General features: G+C 54.1%; 14 protein-coding genes. 10 read left to right on the forward strand and 4 right to left on the reverse strand.

All coding sequences use genetic code 11. From position 1 onward, the window contains the following. Positions 1–120: 120 nt before the first annotated feature. Both E5161_RS00590 and E5161_RS00595 read left to right on the forward strand, forming a co-directional pair. Complete coding sequence (locus E5161_RS00590) at positions 121–1,266, forward strand: glycosyltransferase family 4 protein (RefSeq protein WP_136775657.1); 1,146 nt, start codon at positions 121–123, stop codon at positions 1,264–1,266. After that, positions 1,266–2,297: a phosphotransferase gene (locus E5161_RS00595; RefSeq protein WP_136775658.1), complete on the forward strand. Its 1,032-nt coding sequence runs from the start codon at positions 1,266–1,268 to the stop codon at positions 2,295–2,297. Before E5161_RS00590 ends, E5161_RS00595 begins: the two co-directional genes overlap by 1 nt. Here E5161_RS00595 and E5161_RS00600 read toward each other — a convergent pair. Together E5161_RS00600 and E5161_RS00605 are read right to left on the reverse strand one after the other, a co-directional pair. Further along, complete coding sequence (locus tag E5161_RS00600) at positions 2,263–3,120, reverse strand: YheC/YheD family protein (RefSeq protein WP_136775659.1); 858 nt, start codon at positions 3,118–3,120, stop codon at positions 2,263–2,265. The genes E5161_RS00595 and E5161_RS00600 overlap by 35 nt on opposite strands. Positions 3,121–3,208: 88 nt before the next feature. Next, positions 3,209–3,643 carry a hypothetical protein gene (locus E5161_RS00605; RefSeq protein ID WP_136775660.1) on the reverse strand — a complete coding sequence of 145 codons (435 nt, stop codon included), beginning with the start codon at positions 3,641–3,643 and terminating at the stop codon, positions 3,209–3,211. A gap of 632 nt (positions 3,644–4,275) precedes the next feature. On the opposite strand from E5161_RS00605, the gene E5161_RS00615 reads away from it, so the two are divergent. The 3 genes from E5161_RS00615 to E5161_RS00625 are packed head-to-tail and all read left to right on the forward strand — an operon-like array spanning position 4,276 to position 9,728. Beyond that, a complete protein-coding gene (locus E5161_RS00615) occupies positions 4,276–6,180 on the forward strand; it encodes a putative thiazole-containing bacteriocin maturation protein (RefSeq protein WP_136775661.1) in 1,905 nt (634 codons plus the stop codon). Beyond that, on the forward strand, positions 6,177–8,129 hold the full coding sequence (locus tag E5161_RS00620; protein ID WP_136775662.1) for a TOMM precursor leader peptide-binding protein: 1,953 nt from the start codon (positions 6,177–6,179) through the stop codon (positions 8,127–8,129). The genes E5161_RS00615 and E5161_RS00620 overlap by 4 nt, the downstream gene beginning before the upstream one ends. 21 nt (positions 8,130–8,150) lie before the next feature. After that, the gene (locus E5161_RS00625) at positions 8,151–9,728 is read left to right on the forward strand and encodes a SagB family peptide dehydrogenase (protein WP_136775663.1); all 1,578 of its coding nucleotides are present in this window, start codon (positions 8,151–8,153) and stop codon (positions 9,726–9,728) included. Here the strand turns inward: E5161_RS00625 and E5161_RS00630 are convergent. Together E5161_RS00630 and E5161_RS00635 are read right to left on the reverse strand one after the other, a co-directional pair. Next, positions 9,719–10,243 (reverse strand): CBO0543 family protein, encoded by a 525-nt coding sequence (locus E5161_RS00630; protein ID WP_136775664.1) that lies wholly within the window; start codon positions 10,241–10,243, stop codon positions 9,719–9,721. The two genes, E5161_RS00625 and E5161_RS00630, sit on opposite strands and share 10 nt — an antisense overlap. After that, a complete protein-coding gene (locus E5161_RS00635; protein ID WP_342773805.1) occupies positions 10,240–10,761 on the reverse strand; it encodes a CBO0543 family protein in 522 nt (173 codons plus the stop codon). Before E5161_RS00635 ends, E5161_RS00630 begins: the two co-directional genes overlap by 4 nt. Positions 10,762–10,879: 118 nt before the next feature. On the opposite strand from E5161_RS00635, the gene E5161_RS00640 reads away from it, so the two are divergent. The 5 genes from E5161_RS00640 to E5161_RS00660 are packed head-to-tail and all read left to right on the forward strand — an operon-like array spanning position 10,880 to position 13,119. Next, positions 10,880–11,053: a spore coat protein gene (locus E5161_RS00640; RefSeq protein ID WP_211246678.1), complete on the forward strand. Its 174-nt coding sequence runs from the start codon at positions 10,880–10,882 to the stop codon at positions 11,051–11,053. 14 nt (positions 11,054–11,067) lie between these two features. After that, positions 11,068–11,430 (forward strand): spore coat protein, encoded by a 363-nt coding sequence (locus E5161_RS00645; RefSeq protein ID WP_136775666.1) that lies wholly within the window; start codon positions 11,068–11,070, stop codon positions 11,428–11,430. 15 nt (positions 11,431–11,445) lie between these two features. Further along, positions 11,446–12,582 carry a zinc-dependent alcohol dehydrogenase gene (locus tag E5161_RS00650; RefSeq protein WP_136775667.1) on the forward strand — a complete coding sequence of 379 codons (1,137 nt, stop codon included), beginning with the start codon at positions 11,446–11,448 and terminating at the stop codon, positions 12,580–12,582. Continuing rightward, positions 12,579–12,809, forward strand: a complete 231-nt coding sequence (locus tag E5161_RS00655; protein ID WP_246042047.1) for a hypothetical protein — start codon at positions 12,579–12,581, stop codon at positions 12,807–12,809. The genes E5161_RS00650 and E5161_RS00655 overlap by 4 nt, the downstream gene beginning before the upstream one ends. A gap of 13 nt (positions 12,810–12,822) precedes the next feature. After that, positions 12,823–13,119 (forward strand): spore coat protein, encoded by a 297-nt coding sequence (locus E5161_RS00660; RefSeq protein ID WP_136775668.1) that lies wholly within the window; start codon positions 12,823–12,825, stop codon positions 13,117–13,119. The last annotated feature ends 77 nt before the right edge of the window (positions 13,120–13,196 follow it).

A 13,196-nucleotide genomic window follows, 5' to 3' on the forward strand; every position in this document is an offset into this window, starting at 1 on the left:
CCGGTGAATCGTTTGTCCGCATTCGCCTTGTCCAATTTTTTTGTTGTCTAGACCCTCTCACAGGTCTCGTCCTCTATTTTCACATACATTACTGAAATAGTAATAGAGGAGGACAAGGGTATGACGAAACGACGATCGCCGTATATTTGGGTGATGACAAGAGAATATCCGCCGATAGTTTTCGGAGGGGTCGGCACCGTTGCCGCGCAATTGACCAAGGCATTCATCCGATCCAATATGACAGTGAATGTGGTGACGAAAAGTGCAACGGGTTCCATCCACTTTAGTCAACAGCACGGTTCGGGCGTGCTTCGGATTCCTGAAATCAAACCGTATTTCCACGGATTCGCTTATCAAACGCGTTTCTTTCAGCGAGCTGCCGACCGTTACTTTTCCGGCTTGCCTGATATTATTCATGTGCACAGTATCGAATTCGCAGCCGCGGCATTATGGTATAAAAGAAAATACCGCATTCCCGTTGTATATACGTGCCATTCTTTAATATCCAATTCTCGCAAAAACGCAGCCCGCAAAAAGAGCCAGAATCGTTTGTTCCGACACGCCGATCGAATCACGGTGCCCAGTATGTGGTTAAAACGATCTATTCTCAAGGAGCATGCCGCCGCCGCGTCCAAGGTGTCCGTCATTCCTCATGGCGTCCAATCTGTATCGGACGGCACCAAGATCGCTCCTCTTCATCTGTTATTCGTCGGCAGGATCATCAAATCCAAAGGCATTGAACCTTTGATCCGCTCGATTTCCATACTGTCCGCTCGGAATAAGCGAGTGCGGCTGACGGTAATCGGCAAGGGATCGGCCCAATACGAGCAGCGGCTGAGAACCATAGCCAGTAAAGCAGGTGTCTCTCGCCATATTCGATGGTTAGGCCACTTGCCGCATGCTAAAGTACAACGCCTGTACTCCTCTTATGGCGCAGTCGTTGTGCCCAGTCAAAATGAATCTTTTTGTCTGGTGGCGCTGGAAGCGATGGCCAACGGTATTCCGCTCGTTTCCACACGTGCGGGAGGTCTCAAGCAATTCGTAAATACCACGAACGCCCGCACCATTCGTTCGGTTGACAGCCAAGCAATCAGCCGTGCCATAACGGCCATGTGGCAGGATCCGAACGGCACCCGGCAACGCGCGGCCAATGCGAAGCGGCTTGCCAAACGTTATAGTTGGCCCAAAAGGGCGATGCAATATGAAGCATTATTCGACACTTTGCTGAAAGCTCGGCGTCGCGCCGGGCAAAGAGTGAAGGCTTAATGACGACAAAGCATAAGAAAGCCGCTGAGGCGGCCAAGCTCTTCGGACTGAAGCCGGTGAAGACGATTCGCGTGAAGAAAGGAGTTTATCGTATCGTCGGGAGTCGGCGTCAATCTTACAGCATGAAGCGGATGCCTGTCCCGCTGACAACGATTCGCTGGATGGATCGTTCGCTGCGCAAGATTCTCCGCAGCGGGTTTAAGAGGATCGCTTGGCGCAAAACCGCCTCCAAGTATGGCCGTATACTGTTCGTCCGAATGAAATCCGATAAACGCCCCTACGTACTTGTACCTTGGATCCGCGGCCGATGGCCTTCCCCGCAGTCCCCTAAGGACATGAGAGCGTGCGGTGTGTTGCTGGCCCAATTTCATAAGGCCGGCCGAGGTGTTCGTTTCTCTGAGCCGGGAGCGGTGAATAAGCTTGGGAAATGGCCCTCGGAGCTGCGCATGAGACATTGGGTCCTGTCCGATCTGGTGAGTAAGGCATCGATGAAAAAAGAGGATCGGCGTCCGATGGATCGATTGTTGTCCGAGCACGGGCAGGAACTCCTGCGGTACTCCCGGGTTGCCCGGCGCCAGCTAAATAGGCTGGGTTACAAACGAATATGCCGCAAGCGGAAGCTCGCCGCCTTGTGTCATGGGGATGGAGGACCATCCAATTTTATTCGAAACGCAAAAGGCTTGTATTTAATCGATTTCGAAACGCTGCGGGTCGATCTGCGCGCATACGATTTGTATCGTGTGATTTTCAACTCCTGCAAAGAACACGATTGGCGTTTCTCCATCGCCAGGCGCATTCTTGATGGTTATCACAGCGTCTTGAGATTAGAGGCAGAAGACTTCGCCATGCTCCGTACGTTGCTGCGTTTTCCCCAATCGAGCTATCTGCTTCTTCGCCGCTATCGCCGCTCCGGCAACCGGGATCAAAAGTGGGCGGAAAAGGAATTTCTGCGGGCGTTAGCCGACGAAAGGAGAATGGCCGGGTTCATACGAAAGCTCAAACGTTACGAGAGGCGTCTGTGCGGGAACTGACACGCCTCCGTTTTCTGTTTAGGGTATTTTTTAAAATTCGTCTTCGGTTTGTCGATGGTACGCGCCTTAACGCCTTGGCGTAACGCAGAACTTTACAATACACGCTCTTGTCCTTCAGATGTTTGAAAATATAAGGATCCGGCTTCGTGTTCAACTCGATGATCCAGGGGTGAAAATGCGAATCGATTCCGATATCCGCCCCGACCATGTTGACGCCGGGAAACGCTTTACCCAGCGTTTCCGCGGCTTTTGCGCCTACGAGAGCCAATGTCGTGTTGAATCGGTGCAAACTCTCCGTGCTTAAATACGGTTTCAGCAGCGTTTGTGCATCTATCGGTTTCCCCCCGCTGTGATAGTTCGTGACGATTTTGCCTCGGGAAGCGACACGGCCGATGATCCCCGTGGTCTCCCAACGGTTCCGGCTGTTTTTTTGCACCATCACCCGGATATCGAACGCCCTGCCCCGATGGGTTAACAAGCGAATCCCTTTTTGAACCAAATAAGGGCTGTTCCATTTATATCGAACAATAGACGCATATAGTGCCGGGAAAGACCGGAACAACCTTTTTTTCTCCAAGTAGTGGCAGGAATAGCTCGGGCGGCCGGATTCGCTGCGCTGCTCCACTTTCATCACGCCGTTGCCGTACGTTCCGCTCACAGGTTTGATATACACCATCCGATATCGCCGAAGCATGCTTTTGAGAGAACCCTCGTTTAATCTGCGGGTTTCCGGTACTAACGCTCGAAGCCGAGCATCGGAGAGAAGCACTCGTGTTTTTAGCCATTTGCTGTGGACGTGATTCTTCTTTTGGCTCTTGTTCATGATCTATTCATCATCACCTCGTAGACATTCATCCGTTCTCAACAATGTATGTCGCCCCGTACCTGCGTTCTTTAGGCGGGTGAGGATATTACAGATTAAAGCCTTTGCCTAAGCCCTTCATGAGCGGAATCATCTGCTGTACGACCCCGATCCCGAACTTGACATCAGGCCATACTTTTTTCACTGTGCCCATAAAGTTGGTGAAACCGGTCGCGAAATCCGCCGGCGTCCCGGATGCCTTCGACGGTGGAGCTGCCTGAAACGGATTGAATGGCAGCGCATTGAACGGAAAACCGTTGAAGCCTGAGCCTCCGGGACCGAACATGGCATCCATCATACCCGGAAGGAATGCGGATACTTTCGCTTTGTGCCGTCGTCCCGTTTGGGTGCCGCGCAGCGTGATCCTGCCTTTGTTCACTCCGGTAATCCATCCGGCATAACAGCGTCCGTCCTTGAATATTACCATGACAGGCTGTCTTATCCGCCGCCTGGCGGAACTCGTAAGCTTCGAGCTCTTTTTCATGCGGAACACACCCCATATAAGTGTATGATGTTCAGTTTATTCGGACCGGAAGTCATCGTCTGTACTCCTATACAGTTCCATCCTGCAGGTTAGGCGCTTTGATTAGGAACACCTGCGGAGGCCTCTTCATACATTATTTTGTCGATAGGCATACGACTCGACAATCATGAGGAGGGCAAACCCGATGGACGATTTTAAACAAGGCATTCAGGACCTGGAAGTGTCCGCCTATCAGGCGGGACCGATGATTCCTGCGCAAACGCAGGCACAATATCCGCCGGGCGCTGAACGTTTATGTATCGGCTTCGGATTGGGATTTGGCGTTTGTGCAGGTGTGTGTGCAGGTGTGTGTGCAGGTGCGTGTGCAGGTGCGTGCGGCGGTGCGTGTGCCGGTTTATGTGGAGGCTCTTGTGTAGGTTTTTGCGGAGGCTTCTGCGGCGGTTTCAGATGCGGGGGCTGTTTCAGATGCGGGGGCTGCTTCAGATGCGGCGGTTTCCGCTGCGGACGCTGTTTTTAAGATTGGAGTTCACCGAAAAGCCCTGCCGTTCTTCGGACGGCATGGGCTTTTCTCCATTTTTCACGCATGATAGACAATTTCGCTTACATAAGATGAGAAGTGGAGGTGAAATCGTTTGAACCCTGCTGCGCGTTTGAAAGTGAAAGGGGACACGGCATATTTGCCGGATGGGGAGGGCGGTGTCTATTTTCGGAATAACAGCGGCTCCTTCCGCATGACGGGAAGCATGATGGACCGCTGGATCGAGAAGTTATTCCCTGTATGGAACGGAGTGCACACGATGGAGGAGCTCACCGACGGATTGCCGGAGCCTCATCGGAACCGATTGTATGAAATATCGAACACCTTGATTCAAAACGGGTTTGTACGAGACGTGAGTGAGGACTTGCCCCATCGGCTGCCTGATGATGTGCAGCGGCGGTTTGCGGCTCAGATCGAGTTTCTGGACAACTTGGAGGGCTCCGGGGGTTACCGGTTTCAAGGTTATCGTCAGGCCAAAGTGTTGGCCGTCGGATCCGGCACTTTCGGGTTGTCGCTTGCATCCGCTTTGTTGGACTCCGGGTTGACCCGGTTTCATTTGATGCTGCTGGACGCTGAACCCGAACACCGGGAGCGGCTGTCCGAGCTGTCCGCGTACTCCCGGCAATGGGATGAGCAATCGCTGGTCGAGGAGCTGGCTCCGCCGACGCAGCAAGACGCGGACTGGCGTGAGATCGTCGCGCCTTTCGATTGGATTGTGTATGGGGCGGAAGAGGAGAACCTCGACCGATTCCGCGCCCTTCATCGTGCTTGCCGGGAGGAGAGAAAGGTACTGCTTCCCGCGATGTTTATCGGACATGCGGGCATTGCCGGTCCGCTCGTGTCTCCGGACTCTCCGGGCTGCTGGGAATCGGCGTGGCGCCGCCTGCATCGTTCGGTGCTGGAACGGGATCCAGAGCTCAATCCGGTCTCTTCAACCGCGCAAGCGATGCTTGCGAACGTACTGGCGTTCGAATTGTTCAAGTCGGTCTCGGGAACCGGCGGTCTCGAACTCCAAAATCAGCTGTTCTTGCTGAACCTGGAGACGTTGGAATCCAGGCGTCATCCGTTTGCTCCTCATCCTCTGGTCACCGGAGATGCCCAAATGATCGGACCGATCGACCTAGAAAAGACGCGGGAATCGGATGAAAGTCCTGCAGTTTCAAAAGAATTGCTTCCCTGGTTCGAGGAGCTCACATCGCCCGAAACGGGCTTGTTCCAACTGTGGGATGAGGGAGATCTCCGGCAATTGCCGCTTTCCGTATGCCGCATAGCAGCCGTCGATCCATTATCCCACGGACCTGCCGGTTTGCTGCCGGAAGGGCTTTGCGGCGGATTCACCCATGAGGAGGCACGAACGGAGGCGGGATTGGCCGGTATCGAAGCCTATTCAGCGCGGTTACATTCCGTCTCCTCGAACATCGGTGTGGGCACGGGCACAACGCTTGAAGACGCAGTAGGCCGGGGCCTTCTTCAACGCCTGACGGGGGAGCTCCGCACGCAATTATCCGCTCGGCGACCGGTGTTGTTCCCGGTGACGCTGACGGAGGTACAGGATGAACGAGTACGGTATTATTTTACGTCATTAAAGATTATGCGCAAGGAACCGGTTATTGCGGCCGGTGAGGACATACTCGGATTTCCGGTGATGTGGGCCGGTACAGGTGACGGCTGGTACGGAAGTGTGGCTTTCGACCGGACGTCGGCACTGCGCAGCGCTCTTTTGGCGGCACTATTGAAGGAGCAGCTTGAAGATTCGCATGGTCTAACCGTCCGCGCGGTGGAGGCTTCTTCGGTCCTGCTAGCGGATAACGGCAGACCCGAGCTTGCGATTCCGGCCGGTACGGACGCGTTTACGATTGCCGATCTGCATGCGGCACGGCACATGCTGCAGCAGCACGGTAAGCGGCTTGCGGTGTATGAGCTGAGGATGGAGCCATTTTTGAAAGAAGGCCTTGCCGGCGTATTTGGTGTCACGCTGGAGGAGGAGGAATCCGCATGAGCGGCCTGACGGCGGTGTGGGGTGACGGACGGCTGGCCGATTTGACCTGCCGGGAATTGACATCAAGCGGCATTGCTTTCGTACGGGTGAGCGATTTGACGGAACTTGCCGGTTCGGAGGGTTTGTTGCTTGTGCTAAGCGACGGATGGAATCCGCACATTCATCGGCAAGCGGAGGACGTATCCAGGCAAAGCGGCATTCCGTGGCTTCGCGCCTTTGCGTCTTTCGGCGAAGGGATCATTGGCCCTATGGTGCGGCCCGGTGAATCATCCGGCTGTTCCCAATGCGCGGATTCCCGGAGGTTAATGGCCGGCAACGACCGAAGGGAAATGTGGCAGCTCCGATACAGCGAAGCTGCCGGCAGTCTGCTTCCCGAGCGCGACGTTTGGGCATCCGCGAATGGGCTGCGGCAAATGGCGCACCTGGTGGTTGACATTACGAGCAGCGTAGTGAATGCGGGACCCCCGTCTTTATCGGACAATCAAGTGATGCTGCTCCATCTGAAGACGCTTAGTTGCTCCAAACATTTCATTTTGCCGGATCCGTTGTGCCCGGTATGCGGTCATGTACCCGACGACTCGGCGGAATTGGCCCGCATCGAGCTGCGGCCGAGTCCGAAGGCGGGCGAAGGCAGCTACCGCTCTCGGCCCATGGATGAGCTGCGGAATCATCTTGCGCATGACTACTTGGACTTCCGAACCGGCTGTCTCAACGCCGGCATGCAGGATCTCACATCGCCATTCGCAGATGCGAGCGTGAATTTGCCTTTGTTCCAGGGCGACGAAGGAGCGGCGGGACGCACTCATTCGTATACGGTCAGCAAACTCACCGCCATTTTGGAGGGGCTGGAACGTTACTGCGGCCTCGGTCCGCGAGGCAAGCGAACTGTCATCCAGGACAGCTACCGCCATTTGGAGGACCGGGCGTTGCATCCGGCATCCGTGGGGCTGCATGCACCTGAACAATACGAAAGGCCGAATTTTCCGTTTCGGCAGTTTGATCCTGAGCAGCCCGTGGATTGGGTGTGGGGCTGGTCGTTACAGCGGGAGCAGCCGATTCTCATCCCGGAAGCGCTGGCTTACTACAGTACGGGATGCGGTCGGGGGTTCGTGTACGAGACTTCGAACGGCTGCGCGCTTGGAGGAAGCTTGGAGGAAGCGATATTTTACGGCATTTTGGAGGTGGTGGAACGAGATTCTTTTCTCATGACTTGGTATGCGCGACTGCCGCTCCCCAGAATCGATCCGTATTCTTCCGGCGACAAAGAATTGGACTTGATGTGCGGCCGGCTGCGAGCGGTTGCGGGATATGAGGTGCTTCTGTTTGATGCAACGATGGAGCACGGAATTCCAAGCGTCTGGTCGTTCGCGAAAAATGTAACGGGCAAAGGGCTGAATCTGATTTGCGCCGCCGGCGCCCATCCGGATCCGGTTCGGGCGGCGAAAAGCTCGGTGCACGAGCTCGCTGGCATGCTATTGACGCAAAACCGAAAGTTCGAGCACCATCGCGCGGACTACGAGAAAATGCTGGACGATCCGTATCTCGTTCGGGAAATGGAAGATCACTCCATGCTGTACGGACTGCCGCAAGCAGAAACCCGGTTCGACTTCTTGCTGAAGGAAGACCGGCCGCTTCGCTCCTTCCGCGAGCTATATGAGCGCGCACCCTGGAATCCGGATTTGACGGACGATTTGAAAAGACTGCTGGATTCGTTTCGCCGTTGGAATCTGGACGTCATCGTGGTGAATCAGAGTACGCGGGAGACGCTGCGCAACGGACTTCATTGCGTGAAGGTCATCATTCCCGGCATGCTGCCGATGACGTTCGGTTATCACTTGACCCGGCTCACCGGGCTGGACAGGGTGCTGAAGGTGCCCGTCTTGCTCGGATATTCGGACCGGCCGCTTGCGCCGGAGCAGCTGAATCCGCATCCGCACCCGTTTCCTTAAGGGATGGACGGGAGGTTGGCCATGGAACTGTGGGAATTCATCTATAATTTGCATTATGATACCGACAAAGCCAAACCGGTGGAATGGGAAGCGGATTGGGACGACGCGCCGCTCCCGTATAAGCTTTACAGGCGGCTTCCGGTATTCCCCTTGCCTGCGGATATGCCTTTGACACTGGAAGGCGGGGTGTCCGGGAGCCGTCATGAATGGCGGGATATCGGCTATTTTTTGTGGTACGGGTACGGATTGACTCAGTTGACCGAATCCGGATGGCTGCCGGACGGTCAATCGGATGAGGCGGCTTCTACGAAAATGTACCGGCGGGTCGTACCGTCCGGAGGAGCTCTCTATCCGAACGAGGTCTATGTTTACCTCAAGATTGAAGGATTGCCGCAAGGGGTTTATCACTATGACGTCGCGCATCACCGGCTGGTGCTGCTGCGGGAGGGAAACTTCGACGAATATGTGGCTTCGGCTCTCGGGGATCGCTGCCGGGTTTCGGATTGCTTCGGCGTCGTTTTTGTCAGTACGATGTTTTGGAAAAACTTTTTCAAATACTACAACTTCGCGTACCGGCTTCAAGGACTCGATACGGGAGTCGCGCTCGGTCAACTGCTGGAAGTTGGCAGACGGTTCGGATACTCGCCGGTCGTTTGCTTTCAGTTTCTTGACCAGGCGGTCAACCGGCTGCTGGGATTGGATGAGCGGGAGGAGAGCGTGTATGCCGTTATCCCGCTCTCGGCAAAGCCGGCCGATCGTTGGTTCGATCCCGGCAGGAGGCCGGAACGGGAGGTCACCGCCCCGGCATTATCCTTGGAGCTGGAACCGATTCGGCATGAGCATTATTTGCGGTCGAAAAAAGTGGCGGATTACCCGTTGCTGCGCAGGATGAATGAAGCTTCCCTGCAACAATCCTCCCGGTGGTTCCGGCAGTGGAGTCAGCCGCACCCTGCATCCTGGAGCCATGCGGACATCCGTCTCCCCGACGCAGATCCTCCGGCGTATGATTTGGCTGCGCTGTCTCGCCGGCGTTACTCGCCTGACACCGATTATGTGCTTCGTTCAATCAACCCCGCTTGTTTGGCTTCGTTATTGAAAGGCACTGCCGGTACAATCGATTACCGCAACGATCTGGACGGAACGCCGGTGCCGGCGCCGCGCGTTTTCTTATACGGCTGTTTCTACGGAGTGGAAGGCGTCGGCGCCGGCACCTATCATTACGATGCTTCCCGGCACACCTTAACGCAGATACGGAACGGGGACCCGCGTTTCAGGCTGCAGTTGGGCATGACGATGCACAATGTAAACTTGTACCAAGTGCCATTATGTATGCATGTCGCAGGCGACAACCGGCATCTTCTGGATACTTGGGGATGGAGAGGCTACCGCATTCAGCAAATGGAGGCAGGCATCATGGTGCAGCGTCTGCTGCTGAACGCCGCCGCACTCGGGATGGGAGGAAGGCCGCTTCTCGGCTTTGACGTGGCGAATACGGATGACTTGTATCGTTTGCCTCTTCGGCGGCAAACCGCGCTCATTCAAGTTCCGGTAGGCCCTTGCCGGAACCGTGCGGTACTGGAAGGCAATCTTCATTTTTGATCCATTGAAGAACGCGGCGAAGAGGCTGCGTTTTTTTGTTTTCCTGCATGCATCGTCCCAAAATAAACCACGCAAAACACCCGAGTCATCAGGAAGGTGAGGAAAACCGTCCCCCATGACCATAACCAATTCCACCGAACATAACGAATCAAATCCGTATATTGTGCCATGATCACCTCGATCACCGTCAGTACTGAGGTGAACAACACATAATAGCCGAATTGAAACCAGCGGCTCCGACGGCCCGGGTAATAGGCATTAAACAACGCGCAAGTCATCGGATAAGCCATATATTCATACGTGAAGCTCGTCCGGCTGATTTTTGCCAACTCCCTTACCGGATAGATGAGAAGGCCAAGCTCGACTACGGCATGACCGAGGATAGAGGTGATCCATTGTTTGAACAAAAAGGCCACCAGCGCCAATCGCCGTTTATTCCGCGGAATGGCGAAAATCAGCAGCAAGGAAAAGATCCAAACCCCCAGGATGATCCCGTACTGTATCTTTACACTCACGAATCACCGACCTCTTCCCGGAAAACGGCAGGTTTTTTGAAAAACCATGTCACAATCCCGCTGACACATAAGAGAAGAAACGCAAACACCAATGCTATCAAGCTCCAGTGAACATGTACGTGTTTCACCAGTCGGGTATGAGCAGCCAACAAACCATCGATCAGCGTGAGGAACGAAACCCAAGCTGCGAAATAGATAAACTTCATCGTCCGGCTTTTACGTGGTATGTATATGTAAAACAGTCCGCTCGCCACCGGAGTCCACACGAGTTTGACCGTAATGCTTAAGTCGGACGCTTTGGGAAATTCGCGCAGGGGGTAGGCTACCCCATCAAATTGTACGAGGAGCAGCTCCACAGGCCATCCTACCGCCTGACAGGCCAAAAAACACATTAAAAATGCATGTGCCTTCGCTCTTGGAACAAGAAAATAGATACTCGTCACACATACGAACCATAAGATAAACAAAATATTTCGATCCATGTCCATAGCTCTAGCTTGGGCGCGGAGAAGGGCCATTATGCATAAGTGACGGGGACGGGGAGAAAATAATTCCGTTTTAAGAAAGCGGAGGTGAGCAAGGTTGGAACAACCACAGATCGGACAACCCGTGCAAAGGCTGGCGCCTCATGAAACGATGGAAATTCACGAGATGCTCAATTTCAAAACACTCTGTCTGGCGCAGTCGAAATTCATGCAAGGCTTGTGCTTCGACCGTGACCTTAAGCATTTGATGCAAAAAGATGTGGAAATGACCCAAAAGCATCTGACGCAGCTTACCGGACTTTATCAAAAAATCCAGCTGCAATAACGGAGGTGAAAGCGGTGAATAACGACTACTTAGACCCCATAAACGCGGTGGGCATGCCCGACTTGGCGGATAATTCATTCGCTTTGGAATTTCTGATGCGGGCTAAAAACGGCGTCCGAAATTGCGCTTTCGCGATTGCCGAGACTGCATCGCCAGACGCAAGGGCTATCCTGAAACAGCAGCTTAACGACTCTCTTGCGATGCACGATGCGATCGCCAAACTTATGATCGACAAGCACTGGCTGCACCCGTACCAAGTCGGCGAGCAGTTCCAGCTTGATCTGAAGTCCGCGGATACCACGATGAAAATTTCGAATCTCGATCTTTTCCCGAAAGATACTTCGCGGCTCGGCTTGTTCGCGACGCCCGACAAATAGGAGTGAGGAAGCACGATGAAAGCCGTTACGTTCCAAGGCATTAAAAACGTACAAGTCAAAGATGTGGCGGATCCGAAAATCGAAAAATCCGACGACATGATCGTCAAAATCACGGCTTCCGCGATTTGCGGCTCCGATTTGCATTTGATCCACGGCATGATTCCCAATATGCCCCAAGATTTCATTATCGGCCACGAGCCGGTGGGGATCGTCGAAGAGGTAGGACCGGACGTCACCAAGGTTAAAAAAGGCGACCGCGTGATTATTCCTTTTAACATCGCATGCGGCCACTGCTGGTATTGCGAGAACCATCTCGAAAGCCAATGCGACAACTCCAACCCGCACGGGGATATGGGCGCTTATTTCGGATACTCCGAGACGACCGGAGGATACGCCGGCGGCCAGGCGGAATATTTGCGGGTTCCTTATGCGAACTTTACTTCCTTTAAAGTTCCGGAAGACAGCGAAGTGGAGGACGAGAGACTGTCGGTCATCGCGGATGCGATGTCGACCGCTTACTGGTCGGTGGACAATGCCGGCGTGAAGCCCGGCGACACGGTCATTGTGCTCGGCTGCGGACCGGTGGGGATGTTCGCGCAGAAATTTTGCTGGCTCAAGGGCGCCAAACGAGTAATTGCTGTCGACTACATTGATTATCGTCTACAGCGGGCTAAAGAGCGCAATAATGTCGAGATCGTCAATTTCGAGAAAGAGGAAAATATCGGAACCCACCTCAAGGAAATGACCAAAGGCGGAGCCGATGTGGTGATCGACGCCGTAGGAATGGACGGCAAGATGACGCCTATGGAATTCGTCGCAACCGGTCTTAAGCTTCAAGGAGGGGCCGTAAATGCGTTCATTACCGCCACCCAGGCTGTCCGCAAAGGCGGAATGATCCAGGTTACCGGGGTGTACGGCGGGGCGTACAATGGGATTCCTCTGGGTGATATAATGAACCGGAACGTCAATATCCGCACCGGTCAGGCCCCGGTCATTCACTATATGCCGCATATGTACGAGCTTGTCGCCTCCGGAAAAATCGATCCGATGGATATCGTAACGCATGTTATCCCGTTGTCCGAAGCGAAGCGCGGATATGAATTTATGGATACCAGAACGGATAATTGCGTGAAGGTGGTGCTCAAGCCATGACAGGCGGAGGAAATTACGGCAGCATTATGGACAACCGCTACGGCGCCCACGAAACGTGCGATCTGCACGAGATTACGGCTTTTAAGGCGCTTTGCCTCACCAAGTCCAAAACGATGCAGGCATTGGTGGAGGACCCCGAGTTGAAAGCCCTCCTTCAAACGGACATTGAGCAGTCCACCCGGCAACTGAAGGAGTTAGACTCGCTTTTGGCCAACTCGGTACATTAGAGGAGGGTTTAGCATGAACTGGCTGGTTGAAAATTTAACGGGATTAAATGTTATGACCGATCAGGTCATTGCCCTGGATTTGAATATGGCGGCCAAATCCGGTATCCATATGTACGCGGCGGCGGCCACGGAATCGGCTACCCCGGAGGTGAAGGCGACGTTGATCCGGCATCTGAACGAATCGATCGATTTCCAGGAGAAAATTACGGCTTATCTGATGCAGAGAGGGTTTTATCACCCTTACAACATGCAAGAACAAGTTCAACTGGACCGGATGAACGTTCAGACCGCTCTCCAGCTTCCTTCCTGAGTAGGTGGTGCGCACCCGCCCCCGCTGTATCCTCACCGATGCGGCGGGGTTTTTGCTTTGAAAAGGAGAAGAGCGCA

It is taken from the genome of Cohnella pontilimi (assembly GCF_005049045.1).
In the GTDB taxonomy this organism is placed as follows: Bacteria; Bacillota; Bacilli; order Paenibacillales; family Paenibacillaceae; genus Cohnella; species Cohnella pontilimi.